This is a genomic window from Streptomyces sp. NPDC101393, assembly GCF_044767385.1.
In the GTDB taxonomy this organism is placed as follows: domain Bacteria; phylum Actinomycetota; class Actinomycetes; order Streptomycetales; family Streptomycetaceae; genus Streptomyces.
Genome location: NZ_JBIWNU010000001.1, coordinates 1,127,246 through 1,147,554, shown reverse-complemented (window position 1 = coordinate 1,147,554; position 20,309 = coordinate 1,127,246). Strand labels below are relative to the sequence as shown.

General features: G+C 72.3%; 19 protein-coding genes. 7 read left to right on the top strand and 12 right to left on the bottom strand.

Translation table 11 applies throughout. The annotated features are described in order from the left end of the window. Positions 1-21: 21 nt before the first annotated feature. Both ACIRQ7_RS04895 and ACIRQ7_RS04890 read right to left on the bottom strand, forming a co-directional pair. Positions 22-1,116 (bottom strand): FecCD family ABC transporter permease, encoded by a 1,095-nt coding sequence (locus tag ACIRQ7_RS04895; protein ID WP_404259860.1) that lies wholly within the window; start codon positions 1,114-1,116, stop codon positions 22-24. Next, positions 1,113-2,117, bottom strand: a complete 1,005-nt coding sequence (locus ACIRQ7_RS04890) for a FecCD family ABC transporter permease (protein ID WP_404259858.1) — start codon at positions 2,115-2,117, stop codon at positions 1,113-1,115. Before ACIRQ7_RS04890 ends, ACIRQ7_RS04895 begins: the two co-directional genes overlap by 4 nt. A gap of 193 nt (positions 2,118-2,310) precedes the next feature. Between ACIRQ7_RS04890 and ACIRQ7_RS04885 the strand changes: the two genes are divergently transcribed. Continuing rightward, positions 2,311-2,949: an HAD family hydrolase gene (locus tag ACIRQ7_RS04885; RefSeq protein ID WP_404259857.1), complete on the top strand. Its 639-nt coding sequence runs from the start codon at positions 2,311-2,313 to the stop codon at positions 2,947-2,949. Here ACIRQ7_RS04885 and ACIRQ7_RS04880 read toward each other — a convergent pair. Next, positions 2,922-3,164 (bottom strand): hypothetical protein, encoded by a 243-nt coding sequence (locus tag ACIRQ7_RS04880; protein WP_401461672.1) that lies wholly within the window; start codon positions 3,162-3,164, stop codon positions 2,922-2,924. The genes ACIRQ7_RS04885 and ACIRQ7_RS04880 overlap by 28 nt on opposite strands. Positions 3,165-3,391: 227 nt before the next feature. On the opposite strand from ACIRQ7_RS04880, the gene ACIRQ7_RS04875 reads away from it, so the two are divergent. Further along, positions 3,392-3,775, top strand: coding sequence for a cold-shock protein (locus ACIRQ7_RS04875; protein ID WP_401461674.1), 384 nt, complete (start codon positions 3,392-3,394; stop codon positions 3,773-3,775). Positions 3,776-3,845: 70 nt separating this feature from the next. Here ACIRQ7_RS04875 and ACIRQ7_RS04870 read toward each other — a convergent pair whose 3' ends face one another. The 4 genes from ACIRQ7_RS04870 to ACIRQ7_RS04855 all read right to left on the bottom strand — a co-directional run bounded on the left by ACIRQ7_RS04870 (position 3,846) and on the right by ACIRQ7_RS04855 (position 7,512). Further along, positions 3,846-4,730: a 1,4-dihydroxy-6-naphthoate synthase gene (locus ACIRQ7_RS04870; protein WP_404259855.1), complete on the bottom strand. Its 885-nt coding sequence runs from the start codon at positions 4,728-4,730 to the stop codon at positions 3,846-3,848. Continuing rightward, a complete protein-coding gene (locus ACIRQ7_RS04865) occupies positions 4,731-5,432 on the bottom strand; it encodes a futalosine hydrolase (protein WP_404259853.1) in 702 nt (233 codons plus the stop codon). A 43-nt stretch (positions 5,433-5,475) separates the two neighbouring features. Further along, entirely contained in the window at positions 5,476-5,988 is a 513-nt protein-coding gene (locus ACIRQ7_RS04860) for a hypothetical protein (protein ID WP_404259851.1), read from the bottom strand. Positions 5,989-6,090: 102 nt separating this feature from the next. Then, positions 6,091-7,512: an MFS transporter gene (locus tag ACIRQ7_RS04855; protein WP_404260123.1), complete on the bottom strand. Its 1,422-nt coding sequence runs from the start codon at positions 7,510-7,512 to the stop codon at positions 6,091-6,093. A 421-nt stretch (positions 7,513-7,933) separates the two neighbouring features. Here ACIRQ7_RS04855 and ACIRQ7_RS04850 point away from each other — a divergent pair, with 421 nt between their 5' ends. Then, positions 7,934-8,848: a DUF3027 domain-containing protein gene (locus tag ACIRQ7_RS04850; protein ID WP_404259850.1), complete on the top strand. Its 915-nt coding sequence runs from the start codon at positions 7,934-7,936 to the stop codon at positions 8,846-8,848. A 586-nt stretch (positions 8,849-9,434) separates the two neighbouring features. Then, positions 9,435-12,716, top strand: a complete 3,282-nt coding sequence (locus ACIRQ7_RS04845) for a sacsin N-terminal ATP-binding-like domain-containing protein (RefSeq protein WP_404260122.1) — start codon at positions 9,435-9,437, stop codon at positions 12,714-12,716. 230 nt (positions 12,717-12,946) lie between these two features. On the opposite strand, the gene ACIRQ7_RS04840 is transcribed toward ACIRQ7_RS04845, so the two are convergent. From ACIRQ7_RS04840 to ACIRQ7_RS04825, 4 genes are all read right to left on the bottom strand, one after another. Further along, on the bottom strand, positions 12,947-13,129 hold the full coding sequence (locus ACIRQ7_RS04840) for a hypothetical protein (RefSeq protein WP_404259848.1): 183 nt from the start codon (positions 13,127-13,129) through the stop codon (positions 12,947-12,949). A gap of 49 nt (positions 13,130-13,178) precedes the next feature. Next, the gene (locus ACIRQ7_RS04835) at positions 13,179-13,361 is read right to left on the bottom strand and encodes a hypothetical protein (RefSeq protein WP_401461685.1); all 183 of its coding nucleotides are present in this window, start codon (positions 13,359-13,361) and stop codon (positions 13,179-13,181) included. Positions 13,362-13,445: 84 nt separating this feature from the next. Beyond that, on the bottom strand, positions 13,446-15,866 hold the full coding sequence (locus tag ACIRQ7_RS04830) for an HAD-IC family P-type ATPase (protein WP_404259846.1): 2,421 nt from the start codon (positions 15,864-15,866) through the stop codon (positions 13,446-13,448). A gap of 131 nt (positions 15,867-15,997) precedes the next feature. Then, positions 15,998-16,315, bottom strand: coding sequence for a DUF2530 domain-containing protein (locus ACIRQ7_RS04825; RefSeq protein WP_401461689.1), 318 nt, complete (start codon positions 16,313-16,315; stop codon positions 15,998-16,000). Positions 16,316-16,597: 282 nt separating this feature from the next. Between ACIRQ7_RS04825 and ACIRQ7_RS04820 the strand changes: the two genes are divergently transcribed. After that, positions 16,598-18,067, top strand: a complete 1,470-nt coding sequence (locus ACIRQ7_RS04820) for an NCS2 family permease (protein WP_404259844.1) — start codon at positions 16,598-16,600, stop codon at positions 18,065-18,067. Positions 18,068-18,073: 6 nt separating this feature from the next. Here the strand turns inward: ACIRQ7_RS04820 and ACIRQ7_RS04815 are convergent, their stop codons facing one another. Beyond that, on the bottom strand, positions 18,074-18,256 hold the full coding sequence (locus tag ACIRQ7_RS04815; protein WP_401461693.1) for a hypothetical protein: 183 nt from the start codon (positions 18,254-18,256) through the stop codon (positions 18,074-18,076). Between the two features lie 130 nt (positions 18,257-18,386). On the opposite strand from ACIRQ7_RS04815, the gene ACIRQ7_RS04810 reads away from it, so the two are divergent. Both ACIRQ7_RS04810 and ACIRQ7_RS04805 read left to right on the top strand, forming a co-directional pair. After that, positions 18,387-18,824 (top strand): MarR family winged helix-turn-helix transcriptional regulator, encoded by a 438-nt coding sequence (locus tag ACIRQ7_RS04810; protein ID WP_401461694.1) that lies wholly within the window; start codon positions 18,387-18,389, stop codon positions 18,822-18,824. Positions 18,825-18,854: 30 nt separating this feature from the next. Then, positions 18,855-20,285: an MFS transporter gene (locus ACIRQ7_RS04805; RefSeq protein ID WP_404259843.1), complete on the top strand. Its 1,431-nt coding sequence runs from the start codon at positions 18,855-18,857 to the stop codon at positions 20,283-20,285. Positions 20,286-20,309: the final 24 nt, after the last annotated feature.

Genomic DNA, 20,309 nt, shown 5'->3' with positions numbered 1-20,309 from the left:
CCACGCTCTCCCCCGTATCGGTCACGCCTGTCCTCCTGCGGCACGGCCACGGCCTGGCCGGCCCCTGACGATGAGCCAGATCAGATACGGGGCGCCGATGGCGGCGGTCAGCACGCCCACCGGCAGCTCGGTCGGCGCGAGGATCGTGCGCGCCAGCAGGTCACCCAGCACGACCAGGCACGCGCCCAGCAACGCCGAGCACAGCAGCGGGATCTGCGCCGTACGCGTCAGCCGGCGGGCGATCTGCGGGGCGAGCAGCGCCACGAAGTCCACCGGGCCCGCGGCGCCGGTCGCCATCGACGCCAGGATCACGCCGACCGCGACCAGCCCGAGGCGGGTGCGGCCCAGCCGGACGCCGAGCGCGGTGGCGGTGTCGTCGTCCAGCGAGACGGTCCGCTGGGCCCGCGCCGCCCACAGCACGAACGGCGCCAGCACCAGCAGCGCCCGGCCCAGCACCACTGCCTCCGCCCAGCCGCGCCCGTTGAGCGAGCCGGTCATCCACACCTGCGCCTGCTGGGCGACCAGTTGGTCTCCCTCGGTCAGGAAGAGATGGGTGACGGACCGCAGGGCGATGGCGAAGCCGATGCCGATGAGGACGAAGCGGGTGGCGTGCAGACCGCCGCGCCAGGCGAAGAGGTGGACGAGACCGGCGGCGAGCATCCCGCCGGCCACCGACAGATACGGCAGGACGGCGTACGAGGTCACGCCGAAGGCCATCGAGCCGACGGTGAGGGCGCCCGCCCCCTGCGTGACGCCGATGATGTCCGGGCTGGCCAGCGGATTGCGGGCGACGGTCTGGATCAGCGCGCCGGACACCCCGAACGCGGCGCCGACGAGCAGTCCGACGGTCATCCGCGGCAGCCGCAGCGTCCCGACGACCAGCTCGTCGGACGCCGAGGACGGCCTGCCGAGGACCACCCGGACGACCTCGGACGGCGCGACGAAGCTCTCGCCGACACAGAGGTGGGCCACGCAGACGGCGGCCAGCGCGACGGCCAGTACGGCGGCGGTGCCGGCCGCACGGCGGTGCAGCAGGAACGAGCCGCGGCCGGCCCGGACCAGCGCGTAACCGGCGGGGCGGACCCCCGGGCGGGCGAGCGTGCCGGGGGAGGTCATGCCGCCACCGCCTTCCGGCGCACCAGGGTGACCAGGAACGGGACGCCGATCAGCGCGGTCAGCACGCCCGCCGGCACCTCCGACGGCGGGAAGAGGATCCGCCCGAGAGTGTCCGAGACCAGCACGGTGACGGGCCCGAGCAGCGCCGCCATCGGCAGCACCCAGCGGTGGTCGCCGCCCACGATCGCGCGGGCGAGGTGCGGGACGGCGAGGCCGACGAACGCGATCGGCCCGGCAGCGGCGACGCCCGCGCCGGTCAGCACCGTCGCGCCGAGTCCGCCCACGATCCGTACCGTCGCGACCTTCTGGCCCAGCCCCTTGGCGACGTCCTCGCCGAGGGCCAGCGCGTCCAGACCGCGGGCGACGGACAGCACGAGCACCGTGCCGGCCAGCAGGAACGGCCAGATCTGCGCGGCGACCGCACTGTCCCGGCCGGTGAGCGAGCCGACCTGCCAGAACCGGAACTCGTCCAGTGCCGCCGCCTTGGTGGTGAGCACCGCCATCGTCACCGACACCAGCAGCGCGTTGATGGCGGCTCCGGCGAGCGCGAGCTTGACGGGGGTGGCGCCGCCGCGGCCGCTCGACGCGATGGCATGGACGACGACGGAGGCGATCCCGGCTCCGGCGAACGCGCACCACACATAGCCGGTCAGGGTGTGGATCCCGGCGTACGCGATGACGAGGACCACGGCGACCGAGGCGCCCTGGCTGATACCGAGGATGCCGGGGTCGGCGATCGGATTGCGGGTGATGCCCTGCATGACCGTGCCGGCCATCGCGAGCGCGGCGCCGACCATCAGGCCGATCAGGGTGCGCGGCAGCCGCAGGAACCGCACGACCTGGGCGGCGTCGCTGCTGCCGCCGTGGAACAGCGCGTCCAGCACCTGAGCGGGCGCTAACTGGCGGCTGCCGACGGCGAGCGAGAAGACCACCGCGAGCAGCAGCGCGAGCACCGCCACCGCCATCAGGCCGAGTCGCCGGCCCCGCCGCGCGGGCGTCATGAGGCGCGGCGGCAGGGTATGCCGGGGTGCGCGGCGACGGCTGAGGGGCGTCCGGACGGGGCGACTGGCATCGGGTCCATTTCGCGGGATACCTGGCGGATACCTGGAGGGAGGAGCGGGCAGCGATGCAGTTCAGTAAGGCGGGGCTAAGTGTATGTCCCGGCCACGGGTCTCCGAGGGCACAATGGCCCCCATGGCTGCGTACCCCCTGACGGTCGGCTTCGACCTCGACATGACCCTGATCGACTCCCGGCCCGGCATCAAGGCGGCCTACCAGGCGCTGACCGCCCGGACCGGCACCTATGTCGACGCCGACGCCGCCGTGACCCGGCTCGGGCCGCCGCTGGAGCAGGAGATCCGCCGGTGGTTCCCCGAGGAGCGGGTCGCCGAGATCAGCGAGGTCTACCGCGAGCTGTATCCCGAGCACGCCATCGCCGGGACCCTGGCGATGCCCGGTGCCCGGGAGGCCATCGCCGCGGTGCACGCCGCCGGCGGCCGGGCCATCGTGGTCACCGCCAAGTACGAGCCGAACGCCAAGCTGCACCTCACGCACCTGGGCATCGAGGCGGACGCCGTCATCGGCTCACTGTGGGCGGAGGCCAAGGCCGACGCGCTGCGCGAACACGGGGCCCGGATCTACGTCGGGGACCACACCGGCGACGTCCGGGGGGCGCACACCGCGGGCGCGCTGTCCGTCGCCGTCGCCACCGGCCCGTGCGCGGCCGGGGAGCTTCGCGAGGCCGGCGCCGAGGTGCTGCTCGACGACCTGACGCACTTCCCGGCCTGGCTGGACGGTCATGTCGCTCAGGGCGCGGAAGCCGCCTCCGCCTGACGCCGCTGCGCCAGCGCGGAGCGGATCACACCGGCCGCGGCGACGAGGAAACCGGCGCCCATCAGCATGCACACCCAGTAGAAAACGGACGGCAGCGGCTCGGTCCCGAGGAACAGCGGCGTCACTGTGGCGAGAGTGGCCACTGCGCCAACCAGGAACAAGATCGCGCCGATTCGGACCAGGAGATCCCCTGCCAGGGGAGTTTCGTCAGACACCTGACCAGGGTAAGTCCGGGCCAGAAGCGCAAAGGATCCACCCAGGGACGTCTTGTCACCGGGCATCGGACCATTAGCCTTGGTGGTGGCGGGTCCTGTGGCCCGCTGCCGTGCTATCCAGACCGTTTTCCGCAGGTCCCGCAGTCGATCCAGCCAGCTTTCATCTTCACCCGCATCCCAGCCTGCATCCCAGGTTTCATCCCACGAGTACGAGGACGAGGACAGACGTGCCTACCGGCAAGGTCAAGTGGTTCAACAGCGAGAAGGGCTTCGGCTTTCTCTCCCGCGATGACGGCGGCGACGTCTTCGTGCACTCGTCGGTGCTGCCCGACGGCGTGGACGCACTCAAGCCGGGCCAGCGCGTCGACTTCGGCGTCGTCGCAGGCCAGCGCGGTGACCAAGCGCTCACGGTGACGCTCCTCGACCCCGCGCCCTCGGTGGCGGCGGCCCAGCGGCGCAAGCCCGACGAACTCGCGTCGATCGTGCAGGACCTCACCACGCTCCTGGAGAACGTCACCCAGCAGCTGGAGCGCGGTCGCTATCCGGACAAGGCCCACGGCTCGAAGATCGCCGGCATGCTCCGGGCGGTCGCCGACCAGCTGGACGTCTGAGCCGCGGCCGCCTCCACGAGGCGGCCGCCGACGCAACCGGTCTCCCACCGAATCGGGACCCACCCGCTATTCAGGGCATCTGCACAGCGTTCAGCGCATCGCGGCCGAGGGGCGGTACGAGCCCCTCGGCCGCGGCGCGCGTGAGCAGCCCGCGCACCGCCGCATAGCCGTGCTCGCCGAGGTCGGCGGTGAACTCGTTGACGTACAGCCCGATGTGCTGGTCGGCGACGGCCGGGTCCATCTCCTGGGAGTGCTCCAGGACGTACGGGCGGGACACCTCGGGCTCGTCCCAGGCCATCCTCACCGAGGTGCGGATGGCCGCGGTGAGCGCGCGCAGCGTCTCCTCGCCCAGCGAGCGCTTGGCGATGATCGCGCCCAGCGGGATCGGCAGGCCGGTGGTGGCCTCCCAGTGCTCGCCCATGTCGGCCAGGCAGGCCAGACCGTAATTCTGGTACGTGAAGCGGGCCTCGTGGATGACCAGTCCCGCGTCGACCTTGCCGTCGCGGACCGCCGGCATGATCTCGTGGAACGGCAGCACCACGATCTCGCCGACGCCGCCCGGCACCTCGGCCGCCGCCCACAGCCGGAACAGCAGATACGCGGTGGACCGCTCGCTGGGCACCGCCACGGTCTTCCCCGCCAGACCGGCGGCGGGGCCGCCCTCCCGGGTCAGCACCAGCGGGCCGCAGCCGCGCCCCAGCGCCCCGCCGCAGGGCAGCAGCGCGTACTCGTCGAGCACCCACGGCAGCACCGCGTACGACACCTTCAGCACATCGAACTCACCGCGCTCGGCCATGCCGTTGGTGATGTCGATGTCGGCGAAGGTGACCGCCATCTCCGGTGCGTCCGGGACCCGGCCGTGCGCCAGGGCCTCGAAGACGAAGGTGTCGTTCGGGCAGGGCGAGTACGCGATGTTCAGCGGCCGGTTCACCAGGTCCTCCTCGGACTCACTCATTCATGCCTCCAGGGCGCCGGGCAGCGCGCCGAAGGCCGCGGTCAGGGCGGCGAGCGCGTCGCCGATCCGCCAGGCGGCGCGGTCGCGGGGCCCGACGGCGTTGGAGACGGTACGGATTTCGAGGACCGGCACACCGTGCGCGGCGGCGGCCTCGGCGACCCCGAAACCCTCCATCGCCTCGGCCAGCACGCCCGGGTGACGGGCCGCCAGCTCGGAGGTGCGCGCGGCGCTGCCGGTGACCGTCGAGACGGTCAGCACGGTGCCGGCGGCGGCGCCGGACGCGGCCGCGACGGCGCGGACGAGGGTGGGGTCGGGGTGGTGCGCGACGGTCCCGAAGCCGAGTTCGGTCACCGGCAGGAAGCCGTCCGGGGTCTCGGCGCCCAGATCGGCGGCGACGATCGCGTCCGCGACGACGACGGACCCCAGGGGCGCGGCCGGGGCGAAACCGCCGCCGATACCGGCCGAGACGACCAGGTCGTACGGATCCGCCGCGAGCGCGGCGGCGGTCAGCGCGGTCGCGGTGCCGGCTGCCGCGGCGGCCGGGCCGACGCCCCCGGCGAGCACATCGAGCGCGGGGTGTGCGGCAGCGGCCGCCCGGTGCAGGACGTACCCGCCGGGCAGGGCCACGGTGTCGTGCGGCCCGCCGGCGGCGCACACGGCGTCGCGCTCGGCGGCCACCGCCGTGATGACCAGTACCCGCATCAGGGGGTCACCACGGCCCGCGGACGCTGCGCGGTCAGAGGACTCAGTCCTTCTGCTTCAGCGTGAAGTGGAAGATGGTGGCGGGGATCTGGCCACCGTCCTTCGGGAACTCCGCGACCTGGAGGGTGACCTGCTTGAGCGTCGAGGTCTGCCCGGTCTGCGGGTCCTGCTTCAGGAACAGCTGGCTGCTGTCGATGGTGCGGTAGGTCTGGTGGGTCTTCGACACGCCCTGGCCGCCCTCGCCGGCGAACGCCAGCCAGCCGCGCTCGGCGATGTCCGGCTCCACGCCGACCCGCACCTTCTCGCCGGGGCTCACGGTGATCGTCTTGCCGCCCTGGTTGGAGAGGCAGGACCTGAACTTGGCCTGATCGAGGGCCTCTCCGTCGCCGTCACAGCCCTTCGTCGCCTCGGACGTCACCGTCGTCGAACCGACGGTCACGGTCGCGAGCGCCGTCGGCTTCTCGCAGGCGGAGAGGGTGATGAGGCCCAGGGACACGGCACCGATGGCGGCAGCGGCACGGCGGCCCTTGCCCCAGGAGATCAACGCAGCGGTCATACGCGCAGGCTATCGGGCGCCCTCGCGCACGCCACGCGCGGGTACGGCGTGCCGGGCGTGGCGTGTGCCGGGTGCCGGGCGCGACGTCCCCGAAGGGCCGCCTCACGCCACCCGCGCGCCCGCGCCGCCGCCCCGCCGCGCCGCTCCCAGCAGTCCCTTCACGGCAAGGAGCATGCCGAACGCGACCAGCCCCGCGGCGACCGACATCCCCACCATGCCGATCAGCGGCAGTGAGATGCCGAGGGCGCCGCCCACCACCCACGACATCTGCAACGCCGTCTCGGACCGGGCGAACGCCGACGTACGGACCTCCTCGGGCACATCGCGCTGGATCATCGCGTCCAGCGACAGCTTGGACAGCGCCTGGCAGAGCCCCGCGGTGGCCGCGGCGATCGTGACGACCACGATCGCCAGCACGTCGTAGAAGACCGCGGCGAGCACCGTCGCGCACAGGGCGACCGCCAGCATCGTGGCGATCAGCCGCTCCGGCCCGCGCGCCTTCAGCCAGGCGCCGACCGCCGTACCCAGCGCGTTCCCGGTGCCCGCCGCCACCGCGACCAGACCCAGGGACGTCGCGGGCCCCAGCCCGCCCAAGGGGTGCTCGCGCAGCATGAAGGCCAGGAAGAACGTCAGAAAGCCGGAGAGCGAGCGCAGTGCGGCGTTGGCCTGCAGACCGTGCAGCACCGACGGGCCGACGGTGCGCAGCCCCGGCTTGCGCTTGGCGAGCACCGACCCGTCCGCCTCGTCCGCCGACGCCAGCCGGGCCCGCCGCTCGCCCTTCGACGAGTCGACCTTGTGCGGCAGCGAGAACGACAGGAACGTACCGGTCACAAACACCACGAAAGCGCCGTACAGCGGCCAGCTCGGCCCGATCTGGTGCAGCCCGGCACCGGCCGGCGCCGCCACCCCCGTCGCCAGCAGCCCGCCGAGCGTCACCCGCGAATTCGCCTTCACCAACGAGATCCGCGGTGGCAGCAGACGCGGCACCACGGCGCTTCTGACGACCCCGTACGCCTTCGACGAGACCAGTACGCCCAGCGCCGCCGGATACAGCTCCAGCCCGCCGTCCGCGACCGCGCCCGACATCATCAGTGCCAGCAGCGCACGGGCCAGCATCGAGCCCGCCATCGCCGCCCGGCGCCCGTGCGGTACCCGGTCCAGCAGCGGCCCGATCACCGGCGCGAGCAGCGCGAACGGCGCCATCGTGATCGCCAGATACAGGGCGACCCGGCCCCGCGCCTGATCCGTCGGCACCGAGAAGAACACCGTCGAGGCCAGTGCGATCGTGATCATCATGTCGCCGGCGGAATTCACCGCGTGCAGCTCGATCAGCTTGCCCAGGCCCGACTCGCCGGCGCCGTGCGCATGAGTGGCGCGCCGTACGCCGCGCGCGGCGCCCGTGAACGGGGTGTGCAGCGCACGGCCGAGTGCCCGGCCCGCCCGGCGAGCCCGGTTGCCCTGCTCCCCGTCTCTGGTCGATGCCCGCGACACCCGTGATGTCTTCGACACCCTCGGCCCCGACATCTTCGGCTTCGACACTTTCGGCTTCGACGACTTCGATGACCTCGCGGCAGCCACATCGCCATACTGCCCCAACTCGCCCAGGAGGCGGCACTTTCTCCCGCTTCCCGCGCGGGGCGCAACGGCCTCTGACGGCCGTCGGAGACTTTTGGCGCTCCCACCGAGGGGTCGTACACCTTTGAAGGGGTAGCGTGTGTAGCGCGCCACCGGCGGTCGTTTTTGGCCGCGCGCCTTACCGCGATCCCGCAGAATGGTTCGTAATAGGTGCGCTCGACCGAAACGACCGGGCGCGGACGTCGACGCGGTCCCCAGGTCCGCTCCGCCCGCCCCGGCCCCGCCGGTCGTCCGGACAGGACAGGACAGCTCCGGCTGGCGCACTCGTGAGACGGCGTGGAAGAGAGAATCGATTCTTGTGAGTGCTGCGATGCGAAGCCGTACCCCTGACCGCCTGTGCGCCGAGGCGGTCGACCTTGCCCGTGAGGCGGCGGAAGAAGCCGCCTTGCCGGGGATGGTCGGCGAGCACATCGATGCCGTTGCCGATGGCGACCGCGTCGTCACGCACCTTTTCGCCTGCAAGGAGCCCGGATACCGGGGCTGGCGCTGGGCCGTGACGGTCGCCAGGGCCTCCCGCGCCAAGCTCGTCACCCTCGACGAGTCCGTGCTGCTTCCCGGCCCCGACTCGCTCCTCGCCCCCGAATGGGTGCCCTGGAGCGAGCGGCTGCGCCCCGGCGACATGGGCCCCGGCGACCTGCTGCCCTCCGAGGCCGAAGACCTCCGCCTGGAGCCCGGCTATACGGGTGAGGACACCCCGCCGCCGAACTCCATCGTCGCGGACGGCGTCCCCGAAGGGGTCGCCGAGGTCGCCGACATCGAGGACGCCGACGTCGTCCCCGGCTCACCCGCCGTCCAGCCGGTGCCCGTACGCGGCAATATCGCCGCGGTCGCCGAAGAGCTGGGCATGCGCCGCGCCCGCGTCCTGTCCCGCTACGGCCTGCACATCGCCGCCGACCGTTGGGAAGAGGCCTACGGGGCCAAGACCCCGATGGCCCAGGCAGCCCCCGCCACCTGCATGACCTGCGGCTTCCTCACCCCGCTCACCGGCTCGCTGCGCCAGGCGTTCGGCGTCTGCGCCAACGAGTTCGCCCCGGCGGACGGCCGCGTCGTCTCGCTGGCCTACGGCTGCGGCGCGCACTCCGAAGCGGCCGTCATGCCGAAGCCGCCCCGTCCGGCCGAGCCGGTCGTCGACGAGACGATCGTCGACGCGCTGTCGCTCCGGCCGGAGCGGAACGGGGGGTCCGTGGAGGACGCGGGGCCGCCGGAGGAGCTGGGCCACAGCTGAGCGCTGGGGGCTCTGCCCCACGTTGTCGGCTCTCCCGCCGTGGTGCTTGCTGTTTCCGCCTTCGGCGGGGGTGGGTTCCGGCGGCGGCGGCCGACGTTTGTGCCCGGTGGTGGGTGCGGTGGGTCTCCTCCGGGACGGGTGGGTTCCGGCGGCGGGGGCCGATCACTGCGCCCGTCTCTGGGTACGGCGGGTCTCCTCCGGGACTGCGTCCCTGCGGAGCCCCGCCTCCCGCCCGGAGCGGGACGTCCTCCGCCCGGTGGGGGAAGAGGTGAAGGAAAGAAGCAAGAGCCGGCCGACGGTACTGGGTCACCCCCACCCCCACCCCCACCTCTCCCCACCCCCACCAGGGGCAGGCGTACGGCTTACGGGAGGAGGCGGGCCGCAGGGACGCAGTCGCGGAGGCCCGGCACCGCACCCACCCAGACACCCAGGACGCCCGGCCCACAACCCACCCCGCTCCCGCCGCAGGCGGGCACGGAACAACCCCGGCCCCGCACGGCGGTGCAGACGGCAACGTGGGGCGATAACGTCACCGCACGCGGACGCAGGCCCGAAGAGGAGATCCACAGTGACCGGTACGTCGTTGGTGCGAGGCGCAGCCGAGGACCCGTTCGGGACGGCTCGGCTGCGCCGAGGGGTGCTGGACGCGTGGGCCGCGTCGCCGGCCCGGTTCCGGGAGGACGCCAATGCCGAGGAGGACCTCGCGCTCGGCGGCTATCGGGACCGGCTCGCCGTGGAGCTGGCGCAGAACGCCTCGGACGCGGCGGCCCGCGCCGGCGTCCCCGGCCGCCTGCGCCTGACCCTGCATCCGGCGAACGACACCGCGCCCGCCGTGCTCGTCGCCTCCAACACCGGCTCGCCGCTGGACGCCACCGGCGTGGAGTCGCTGTCGACACTGCGCGCCTCCGCGAAGCGGGAGAGCGGCGCGGCGGCCGGCGACACGGGTGCGGTCGGCCGGTTCGGTGTGGGCTTCGCCGCCGTGCTGTCCGTCAGTGACGAACCCGCGCTGGTGGGTCGTACGGGCGGCGTCCGCTGGTCGCTCGCGGAGGCGCGCGAGCTGGCGCGGGACGTGGCCGCGCACAGTCCGGGGCTGGGCGGCGAGCTGCGCCGCCGCGACGGACACGTACCGCTGCTGCGGCTGCCGCTGCCCGCCGAGGGCGGGGCACCCGAGGGATACGACACAGCGGTGGTGCTGCCGCTGCGCGACGGCGCGGCACAGGATCTGGCGGAGCGGCTGCTGGCCGGGATCGATGCGGCGCTGCTGCTGACACTGCCGGGTCTCGCCGAGGTCGTCATCGAGACGCCGGACGGCGTACGGGAGTTGAGGCGCCGTCAGGACGCGGATCATGTCCTGATCGAGGACAGCGTGCGGGGGGACACCCGCTGGCGGGTGGCGAGTGACGGCGGGCCGCTGGAGCCCGCGCTGCTCGCCGACCGGCCGGTCGAGGAGCGGCTGCGGCCGGTGTGGTCGGTGACCTGGGCGGTGCCGGTGGACGCCGAGGGCGCGCCGGTACGGCCGGGCACGGCGCCGGTGGTGCACGCGCCGACGCCGACGGACGAGCCGTTGGGTCTGCCCGCGCTGCTGATCGCGTCCTTCCCGCTGGAGCCGACGCGCCGCCATGTCGCGCCCGGTCCGCTGGCGGACTTTCTGGTGGCGCGGGCGGCGGAGGTCTACGCCGCGCTGCTGGGCGACTGGCAGCCGGTCTCGGTCGGCACGCTCGACCTGGTGCCGGGCCCGCTGGGCAAGGGCGGTCTGGACGGCGAGCTGCGCCGGCTGGTGCTGGAGCTGCTGCCGCGGGTGCGTTTCCTGCCGAGCGCGGGCAGGCCCGAGGGTGACGAGCCCGAGCCCGAGCCGGCGGAGCGCGAATGGGACGAGGAGGCGGGGGCCGCCGCGGACCGCTTCGTGCTGCGGCCGGTGGACGCGGAGCTGGTGGAGGGCGCGGGCGCGGCGACGGTCGGGGTGCTGGCCGAGCTGTTCCCGAGCCTGCTGCCGGCCGGTCTGGAGCGGCGGCCGGAGCTGCGGGCGCTGGGCGTGGCGCGGGTGCCGCTGGGCGAGATGGTCGACCGGCTGGCGGGCGTCGAGCGGACACCCGGCTGGTGGTGGCGGCTCTACGACGCGTTGGCCGGCACCGACCCGGACCGGCTCAGCGGACTCCCGGTGCCGCTGGCGGGGCCGTCCGGGCAGGGGCCCGGCGGCACGGCCGGGACGGTACGGACGACGATCGGCCCGCGCCAGGTGCTGCTGCCGCTGCCCGGCAGCGGCAGTGACGGCGACGGTGAGGCCGCGGCCCGGAACCGTACGCTCGCCCGGCTGGGCCTGAAGGTGGCTCACCCGGAGGCGGCGCACCCGCTGCTGGAGAAGCTGGGCGCCACCCCCGCCTCACCGCGCGCCGTACTGACAACTCCCCAGGTCCGTGCGGCCGTTGCGAACTCGATGGACGCCGACGAGGACGCCTACGACGTCTTCGCCGACGACCTGGAAGGCGATGTACCCGGCGCCCCGCTCGACGCCGAGACGCTGGCGGAGACCGTTCTCGGGCTCGTCCGCGAGGCGAATCTCGCACCGGGTGACGAGCCGTGGCTGGGCGCTCTCGCGCTGCCCGACGACGAGGGTGAGCTGGCCCCGGCGGGTGAACTGGTCTTCCCGGGCAGCCCCTTCGAACGGGTCATCCGTGAGGGCGAACTGGCCGCCTGTGACGGTGAATTGGCAGAACGCTGGGGCGAGCAGCCGCTGACGGCCGTCGGCGTGCTGGCGGCCTTCGCGCTCGTCCGCGCCACCGACGTGGTCCTCGATCCCGACGAACTGGAGCCGCGCGACAGCGACTTCGCCGAACCGGACGACGCCGGACTGCTGGACGCGGTCGACGTCTGGTGCGAGGACATCCTCGACGCGCTGCCCGAGACCCCCGTACCGCCCGTGGTGACCGAACTGGTCGCCGTCCGCGACCTGGACCTCGTCGATGACGACTGCTGGCCGCAGGCGCTCGCCATGCTCGCCCGGCCGCCGCTGCGCGATGCGCTGACCGCGCCGGTGCGCGTACTGCTGCCGGACGGCACCACCGAGTCCGTGCGGCCCTACGCCGCGTGGTGGCTGCGCGGACACCCGGTGCTGGACGGCCGGCGCCCCGCCGGGCTGCGGTCGGCGGGCGGCGACCCGCTGCTGGCCGGTCTGTACGAGTCGGCGGACGCCGGTGAGGTCGACGCGCAGGTGCTGCGCGCCCTCGGGGTCCGTACGTCGGCCGCCGCGCTTCTGGAGGAACCGGGCGGCGCGGCGGAACTGCTGGCCCGCCTGGCCGACGGGGAGCTCCCGGTCGATGCCGCACAACTCCACGCCCTCTACGGGCTGTTGGCGGACCTCGACCCGGACCAGGTCACCCTGCCCGACGAACTGCGGGCCGTCGTCGACGGCGAGGTCCGGGTCGTCGACGCGGCGGACGCCGTCGTCGCCGACGCGCCCGACCTGATGCCGCTGGCGACCGGCCTGGCCCTGGTGCCCGTACGGCCGGCACGGGCCGCCGACCTCGCCGAGCTGCTTCAGGTGCGGCGGCTGAGCGAGGCGGTCGACGCGGAGGTGCGCTCCGAGGGCGTACGGCACGAAGTGCCGGAGGCGGTAAGGGTGTTGCTCGGCGCGGGCACACCCGACGCGTACACCGAGCACGAGGAACTCATCGTCGGTGACGGTTCCGATGCGACCGAACTGGACTGGCGCTGGGCCCCGGACGCCACTTTGCACGCCGCGACCCTGGAGGGCGTCGCCGCGGGCCTGGCCTGGGCCGCCGGCCAGTGGCCGCGCCGTTTCGAGGTCGCGGCGCTCCTGGAAGATCCCGACCGGGGGGACGAACTGGCACGGGCGCGGTGGTTCGACTGACGCCGGTCAGGCGGGGCGTCCGCGGTCCTTGACGGCCGCGACGCCCCCTTGGGCGAGAAGCCGGGCCGAGCAGCCGGACCTGCCCGTCGGGCCGAGCAGCCGGGCCGAGCCGTCAGGGGGCGAACCGGGCTTCCTCGCGAGGGGGTCGGCCTGCGCGCCGCCGGGCGGGAGGTGGCTCGCGGCCGACCGGGGCCCGGCGGCCGCGAGACGTGATGCGCGATGCGGTCAGGTCAGCGGGAGCTGAACTTCCTGAGAAGCGTCATGATCACGAAGAGCAGGCCGAGGCCGACGGCCACGTTGACGAACCAGTTCCCGCCGCTGCCGCTGCCCCCGAAGGAGCTGCTGTGGTGGGAGTAGTGGTGATGTGAGCGCGCCAGGATCTCGTAGGCGGCGTCCCCCGAGGTGAATGTCATGGACATGGAGCCTAGGTCGGGCGGGGCCGTCGGCGCCAGTTGGCCCGGATCAGCGGGAGCGGAGCCGCTTGAAGGCGACCCAGGCGATCGCGATGACGATGCCGAGCGGGATCATCCAGTAGGCACCCGCGAACGAGGTGCCGGAGTTCCCGGTGTGGTGGCTGTAGCGGTGGTGCGAACGTGCCAGCAGCTCGAACGCCGGGGAGATGTGGGCCTGCGCGAGAAGAGTCATGGGCATGGACTCTAGGGCTGTCGTCCGGCCCGTGTCAGCGAGCGGGGGCGACCCGCACGAGACCCGGGGCCCGGACGAGGGAGCCTAGGACGGGAAGCGGTGGCCCACCCACCTCCAGGCGAATTCCAGCAGCAGGGCCGCCACCGCGGCTATCGCCACGGCCGTCCAGGGCATGGTCGTACCGACCAGCTTCAGGTCGAAGAAGCGCTGGAGCCAGGGGGTGACCAGCACGATCAGGAAGCCCAGGCCCATGGTCAGGACGAGCGCGATCCGCCACCAGGTGTACGGGCGGGCGATGATCGCCAGCACCCACATCGCGGCGAGGAAGAGCGTCAGGGTGGCCGCGCTGGTCTCGGCGGGCAGGGCGTGCGGGCCGGTGTAGTAGGCGCGGGCCAGCAGGTAGGTCACGAAGGCGGCCGTGCCGGTGATGAGACCGGAGGGGACGGCGTAGCGCATCACCCGGCGGACGAAGTGCGGGCGGGCGCGCTCCTTGTTGGGGGCGAGGGCCAGGAAGAACGCGGGGACGCCGATGGTGAGGGTGGAGAGCAGGGTGAGGTGCCGGGGGAGGTAGGGGTAGGGGATCTGCCAGCAGGCGACGAGGATCGCCAGCAGGACGGAGTAGACGGTCTTGGTGAGGAAGAGGGTGGCGACGCGGGTGATGTTGCCGATCACCCGGCGGCCCTCGGCGACGACCGACGGCAGCGTCGCGAAGCTGTTGTTGAGCAGGACGATCTGGGCCACGGCGCGGGTCGCCTCGGAGCCGGCGCCCATGGCGACGCCGATGTCGGCGTCCTTGAGGGCGAGCACGTCGTTGACGCCGTCGCCGGTCATCGCGACGTTGTGGCCGCGGGCCTGGAGGGCGGCGACCATGTCCCGCTTCTGTTGCGGGGTGACCCGGCCGAAGACCGTGCCCTCGTCGAGCGCGGTGGCCATCGCGTCCGCATCGCCGGGCAGGCGGCGGGCGTCCACCGGGTCGTCCGCGCCCGGCAGGCCGAGCTTGCCGGCCACCGCGCCGACCGACACGGCGTTGTCGCCGGAGATCACCTTGGCCGCGACGTCCTGCTCCTCGAAGTAGCGCAGGGTCTGGGTGGCGTCCGGGCGCAGCCGCTGCTCCAGGACGACCAGGGCGGTGGGGCGGACGTCCGAGGTGAGGTCGGGGTCGTCGAGTTCCCTCGCGGAGCCGGCCAGCAGCAGCACCCGCAGGCCCTGGGCGTTGAGGTCGTCGGTCTCGGCGAGGACCGGGTCGCGGGGCGGCAGCAGGACGTCCGGGGCGCCGAGCAGCCAGGTCGAGCCCTCCTGGTCCGGGCCGTTGAAGGAGGCTCCGCTGTACTTGCGGGCGGAGGAGAAGGGGAGCGACCGGGTGCAACGCCAGGCCGCGTCGGCGGGGTAGGTGTCGATGATCGCCTGGAGGGAGGCATTGGGGCGCGGATCGGACGCGCCGAGGGCGCCCAGCACCTGCTGGACGTATGCGGGGTCGGCGCCGCCCAGCGGCCGCAGGGCGTTGACGTCCATGCCGCCTTCGGTGAGGGTGCCGGTCTTGTCCAGGCAGACCACGTCGACGCGGGCCAGGCCCTCGATGGCGGGTAGTTCCTGGACCAGGCACTGCTTGCGGCCGAGGCGGATGACGCCGATCGCGAAGGCGACGGAGGTGAGCAGCACCAGGCCCTCGGGGATCATCGGCACGATGCCGGCGACCATCCTGCGGACGGCCTCGTCGCCCGGCAGGCCGAGGGTGAGCAGATGGCTGAGGATCAGGCCGATCGCGGTCGGGATCATCATCCAGGTGACGTACTTGAGGATCTGGCTGATGCCCGTGCGCAGCTCGGAGTGGACGAGGGTGAACCGGCTGGCCTCCTCGGCGAGCTGGGCGGCGTAGGCCTCGCGGCCGACCTTGGTGGCGGCGAAGGCGCCGCCGCCGGCCACCACGAAGCTGCCGGACATCATCCGCTCGCCGGGCTTCTTGAGGACCGGGTCGGCCTCGCCGGTGAGCAGGGACTCATCGACCTCCAGGCCGTCGGTCTCCAGCACCTCGCCGTCGACGATCACTTTGTCGCCCGGTCCCAGCTCGATGACGTCGCCGAGCACGACCTCCGAGGTGGGGATCTCGGCGGCCGTCCCGTCGCGCCGCACGGTCGGCCGGGCCTCGCCGATCACCGCGAGATTGTCCAGGGTCCGCTTGGCGCGGAGCTCCTGGACGATGCCGATGCCGGTGTTGGCGACGATGACGAAGCCGAACAGGCCGTCCTGGAGGGGGCCGACGATCAGGATGATCACGAAGAGGACGCCGATGATGGCGTTGAACCGGGTGAAGACGTTGGAGCGGACGATCTCGGCGGCCGAGCGCGAGGAGCGGACGGGGACGTCGTTGACCTCGCCTCTGGCGACGCGCTCGGCGACCTCGGCGGCGGTCAGGCCGCGGGGGGAGGTCGCGGGATGGCTCCGGGCGGCGGGTGGTCCGCCGTCCGGCCCCGGTTCCTCGACTTCGGTCCTCGCCCGCTCGGTCATGCCCTCGACGTTACGGGCGGAATGCCCGCTTCACCTGCTGGATTCCCCCGGATTTGTGTCGGGGTTTGTATCAGGGTGCGGGTCGGGGTCCGATCAGGGTCGCGACGGGGGTGAGGGCAACGGCCGGTCGGTCAGGCCGGGTTCCCGGGCGCGCCCTCTGACGGGCCGCCCGCTGCCGGTGAGCCGTCCTCCGCCGAGGGGCCGTCCGCCGCCGCGCGCTTGATCGCCGCGTCGCGCTTGCGGACGTACCAGATGCCGAGCAGGCCGAGGCCGCCGCCGGCCAGGCAGGTCCACACCCACCACGTCAGATCGCGGTCGGCGTACCAGCTGTAGAAGGGGACCTGGCCGATGAAGAGCGCGAACCAGAGGATGGTGCCGCCGACGATCGTGCCGACGACGGGACCTTCGAGGGGCGCCGGGGCGTCGCGCAGTTCGGACTTCTTCCACATGGCGCTCAGCTTACGGGGAGCCCGGGGGAGGGGATGCGGGGGCTGCGGGCAGGGGTCGCGCGGGTGGCTTGCGGCGGGCGGAGCCCCTCCGTTGCGGCCCCGCGGCAGGGTCTACGCGCGGAGATAGCGATCAACGGATTGTTTATTCATACTGAACCTTTCTGGATCTGACCGGATCGGATCGTTGCTTCATCCAAGCTGATCCGGTTATCCATGTTCCACGTTCGTGTTCCGGGCCCTCGGGCCCCCGCGCCTCCCAGGCCCGTACGACTGAGGTCCCGCATGTCCTCCTCGACCACCCCTTCGGTCGATCCGCTCAAGAGCCCAGGTGACCAGCCCCCGAAGAACGGCTTCGACCGTTTCTTCAAGATCTCCGAGCGCGGGTCGACGGTCGGCCGCGAACTGCGCGGCGGTCTGGCGACGTTCTTCGCGATGGCCTACATCATCGTGCTGAACCCGATCATCCTCGGCGCCGGCACCGACAAGTTCGGCCACCAGCTCGACAACGCCCAGCTGGTCACCGCCACCGCGCTGATGGCCGGTCTGAGCACCGTCCTGATGGGCGTCATCGGCAACGTCCCGATCGCCATCGCCGCCGGCCTCGGCATCAATGCCGTCGTCTCCCTCCAGCTCGCCCCCAAGATGAGCTGGCCGGACGCGATGGGCATGGTCGTGCTCGCCGGTCTGGTGCTGATGATCCTGGTCGCCTCGGGTCTGCGGCAGCGGGTGATGGACGCGATCCCGAACGGGCTGCGGCGGGCCATCGCGATCGGCATCGGCATGTTCATCTCGCTGATCGGCCTGGTCGACGCGGGCTTCGTGACCCGTAATCCGGACGCGGCGCACACCACCGTGCCGATGAGCCTGGGTCAGGGCGGTCAGCTCCAGGGCTGGCCGGTGCTGGTCTTCGTCATCGGCCTGGTGCTGATGTTCATGCTGATCGTGCGCCGGACCAAGGGCGCGATCCTGATCGGCATGGTCGTCATGGCCGTCGTCGCGATCATCCTCAACGCGATCGCCACCATCCCGGACGCCGCCTGGGGCCTCGCCGTCCCGAACGTCCCGGACCAGATCGTGGGCGCCCCGGACTTCGGCCTGATCGGCCAGATCAGCCTCTTCGGAGGGTTCAAGGAAGTCGGCGTCCTGACCGGCTGCCTGTTCGTCTTCACGGTCCTGCTCTCCGGGTTCTTCGACGCGATGGGCACCATCATCGGCGTCGGCGAGGAGGCCGGGCTGACCGACAAGAACGGCAACCTGCCGGGCATGGGCCGGATCCTGATGGTGGACGGCATCGCGGTCGCGGCCGGCGGCGTCGGCTCCGCCTCCGCCAACACCTGCTTCGTGGAGTCCACGGCGGGCGTCGGCGAGGGGGCGCGTACCGGGCTGGCGAACATCGTGACCGGCGGTCTCTTCCTGCTCGCGCTGGTCTTCACGCCGCTGGCGACCGTCGTGCCCTCGCAGGCGGCGACGCCCGCGCTGCTCGTCGTCGGCTTCCTGATCATGGCCGCGAACGTCAAGGACATCGACTGGGCCGACCCCACCGTCGGCATTCCGGCCTTCCTGACGATGATCTCGATGCCGTTCACCTACAGCATCACCAACGGCATCGGCATCGGCGTGCTCGCCTTCATCCTGCTGCGCACGGCGACCGGCCGCTTCAAGCAGATCCCGTGGCTGCTGGACGTCGTCGGGCTCTGCTTCCTCGTCTACTTCCTGCTCAACCCGATCGAGCAGCTGCTCGGGACGAAGTAGCCCGGGTCACCCCCAGACCCCCAGCCGTTCGGTCTCGTCGACCGACGTCTTGAAGCGTTCATCGAAGTCATCGCGGATGAGCGTCCGGACCACATAGTCCTGGACGCTCATTCCGCGTTTTTCGGCGTGCTGCCGAATGCGCTCCAGCAGCTCCCCGTCGACGCGCAGGCTGAGCACTCTCGATCCCATACGGACACGGTCCCCGTACGACCCGGTCAGGCGCGTCACTTTTCGCTGCGTCCTCACTCGTATGGGTGATCCGAGGAGGGTCCCTTCCCATGGCTTTCCTTAGAAAAGGTAATGAGTTATGCTAACGAACATGCCGGAACTGTCCCGCGGCGACAACGCTGCCGCCGTGAACGCTCTGCGATCCGCCGTGATGCGCCTGTCCCGCCGACTCAAGCACCAGCGGGTCGACGAGTCGCTGAGCCCCACCGAGATGTCGGTGCTCGGCACCCTCGCCCGGTGCGGCCACGCCACCCCGGGCGAGCTGGCCCGCAAGGAGCACGTGCAGCCGCCGTCGATGACGCGCATCGTGGCCATGTTGGAAGCAAAGGGACTGGTCCGGCTGGAGCCGCACCCCGACGACCGCCGCCAGAAGGTCGTCACGCAGACGGAACAGGCCGAAGCGATGCTCGAAGAGAGCCGTCGCAAGCGCAACGCCTGGCTCGCCGAGCTGGCCTCCGGGCTGGACGAGGACGAGTGGGCCAAGGTCCGGGCCGCCGCGCCCGTGCTGGAGAAACTCGCACAGCTGTAAAAACCCCCAGGCCAAGGAGGCGAACCCACTTTGAGTACGGGATCCGGAGCAGACTCCGCCCCCGCACCGAACTCCCGAGAAGACACGGTCTCCGACGACGCGACCGCGACCACCACGGGCTCCGCCCCGGGTGTCGCCGCCGGCCCCGCCGCCACACCGCGCCAGGGCATGTTCAGTTCGCTGAGAATCCGTAACTACCGACTCTTCGCCACCGGCCAGATGGTGTCCAACACGGGCACCTGGATGCAGCGCATCGCCCAGGACTGGCTGGTGCTCAGCCTGACCGGTGGCTCCTCCGCCGCCGTCGGCGTCACCACCGCGCTGCAATTCCTGCCGATGCTGCTCTTCGGGCTCTACGGCGGTGTCATCGCCGACCGGTTCCCCAAGCGCACGCTGCTGCTCATCACCCAGTCCGCCATGGGGCTCACCGGCCTGGCCCTCGCCGTGCTCACCCTCAGCGGCCATGTGCAGGTCTGGCACGTCTACTTGGTGGCCTTCGCCCTCGGCCTGGTCACCGTCCTCGACAACCCGTCCCGGCAGGCGTTCGTCTCCGAGATGGTCGGCCAGGACGATCTGCGCAACGCCGTCAGCCTCAACTCCGCCAACTTCCAGTCCGCGCGCCTGATCGGCCCCGCCGTCGCCGGTGTGCTGATCACCGCCTTCGGCAGCGGCTGGGCGTTCCTGCTCAACGGCCTCTCGTTCATCGCGCCCCTCGCCGGACTGCTGATGATGCGCACCTCCGAGCTGCACAAGGTCGACCGGGTCCCGCGCAGCAAGGGCCAGTTGCGGGAGGGCCTGCGGTACGTCTCGGGGCGCCCCGACCTGATCTGGACGATCGTGCTGGTCGGATTCATCGGCACCTTCGGCTTCAACTTCCCCATCTGGCTGACCGCGTTCGTCTACAAGGTCTTCCACGAGGGCGCCGGCACCTACGCCTTCTTCAACGGCCTCATGGCGGCCGGCTCGCTGATCGGCGCGCTGCTCGCCGCACGCCGGGCGACCTCCCGGCTGCGGCTGCTGGTCGGTGCGGCGATGCTGTTCGGCGCGCTGGAGATCACGGCCGCGCTGGCTCCGTCGTTCTGGATCTTCGCGGTGCTGCTCGTCCCGATCGGCGTGGTCGGCCTCACGGTCAATGTCACCGCGAACTCCAGCGTGCAGCTGGCCACCGATCCGCTGATGCGCGGCCGGGTCATGAGCCTGTTCATGATGGTCTTCATGGGCGGTACGCCGCTCGGCGCCCCGCTCGTCGGCTGGATCACCGACGCCTGGGGAGCCCGGATCGGCTTCCTGGCGGGCGGTGTGATCTCGGCGGCGGCCGCGGTGATCATCGGGCTGATCCTCGCCCGCGCCGGCGGTCTGCGGCTGAAGATAGATCTGCGCCGCGGACACCGCCACGTGGCGTTCGTCCCGCGGGTCGGCGCGACGGCGGAGGGCGGGAAGCATCTGGCGGCCGCGGCCTGAGACGGCCCCCTGCGTCGGTGCGCC

Excerpts from the sequence above, each read along its gene's own strand:
- ACIRQ7_RS04835 (WP_401461685.1), bottom strand. The coding sequence starts at position 13,361 with ATGACTCTTCTCGCGCAGGCCCACATCTCCCCGGCGTTCGAGCTGCTG.
- ACIRQ7_RS04820 (WP_404259844.1), top strand. The coding sequence starts at position 16,598 with ATGTCCTCCTCGACCACCCCTTCGGTCGATCCGCTCAAGAGCCCAGGT.
- ACIRQ7_RS04830 (WP_404259846.1), bottom strand. The coding sequence starts at position 15,866 with ATGACCGAGCGGGCGAGGACCGAAGTCGAGGAACCGGGGCCGGACGGC.
- ACIRQ7_RS04885 (WP_404259857.1), top strand. The coding sequence starts at position 2,311 with ATGGCTGCGTACCCCCTGACGGTCGGCTTCGACCTCGACATGACCCTG.
- ACIRQ7_RS04895 (WP_404259860.1), bottom strand. The coding sequence starts at position 1,116 with ATGACCTCCCCCGGCACGCTCGCCCGCCCGGGGGTCCGCCCCGCCGGT.
- ACIRQ7_RS04840 (WP_404259848.1), bottom strand. The coding sequence starts at position 13,129 with ATGACATTCACCTCGGGGGACGCCGCCTACGAGATCCTGGCGCGCTCA.
- ACIRQ7_RS04815 (WP_401461693.1), bottom strand. The coding sequence starts at position 18,256 with ATGGGATCGAGAGTGCTCAGCCTGCGCGTCGACGGGGAGCTGCTGGAG.
- ACIRQ7_RS04850 (WP_404259850.1), top strand. The coding sequence starts at position 7,934 with ATGCGAAGCCGTACCCCTGACCGCCTGTGCGCCGAGGCGGTCGACCTT.
- ACIRQ7_RS04860 (WP_404259851.1), bottom strand. The coding sequence starts at position 5,988 with ATGACCGCTGCGTTGATCTCCTGGGGCAAGGGCCGCCGTGCCGCTGCC.
- ACIRQ7_RS04810 (WP_401461694.1), top strand. The coding sequence starts at position 18,387 with ATGCCGGAACTGTCCCGCGGCGACAACGCTGCCGCCGTGAACGCTCTG.
- ACIRQ7_RS04870 (WP_404259855.1), bottom strand. The coding sequence starts at position 4,730 with ATGAGTGAGTCCGAGGAGGACCTGGTGAACCGGCCGCTGAACATCGCG.
- ACIRQ7_RS04890 (WP_404259858.1), bottom strand. The coding sequence starts at position 2,117 with ATGACGCCCGCGCGGCGGGGCCGGCGACTCGGCCTGATGGCGGTGGCG.
- ACIRQ7_RS04865 (WP_404259853.1), bottom strand. The coding sequence starts at position 5,432 with ATGCGGGTACTGGTCATCACGGCGGTGGCCGCCGAGCGCGACGCCGTG.
- ACIRQ7_RS04825 (WP_401461689.1), bottom strand. The coding sequence starts at position 16,315 with ATGTGGAAGAAGTCCGAACTGCGCGACGCCCCGGCGCCCCTCGAAGGT.
- ACIRQ7_RS04855 (WP_404260123.1), bottom strand. The coding sequence starts at position 7,512 with ATGTCGGGGCCGAGGGTGTCGAAGACATCACGGGTGTCGCGGGCATCG.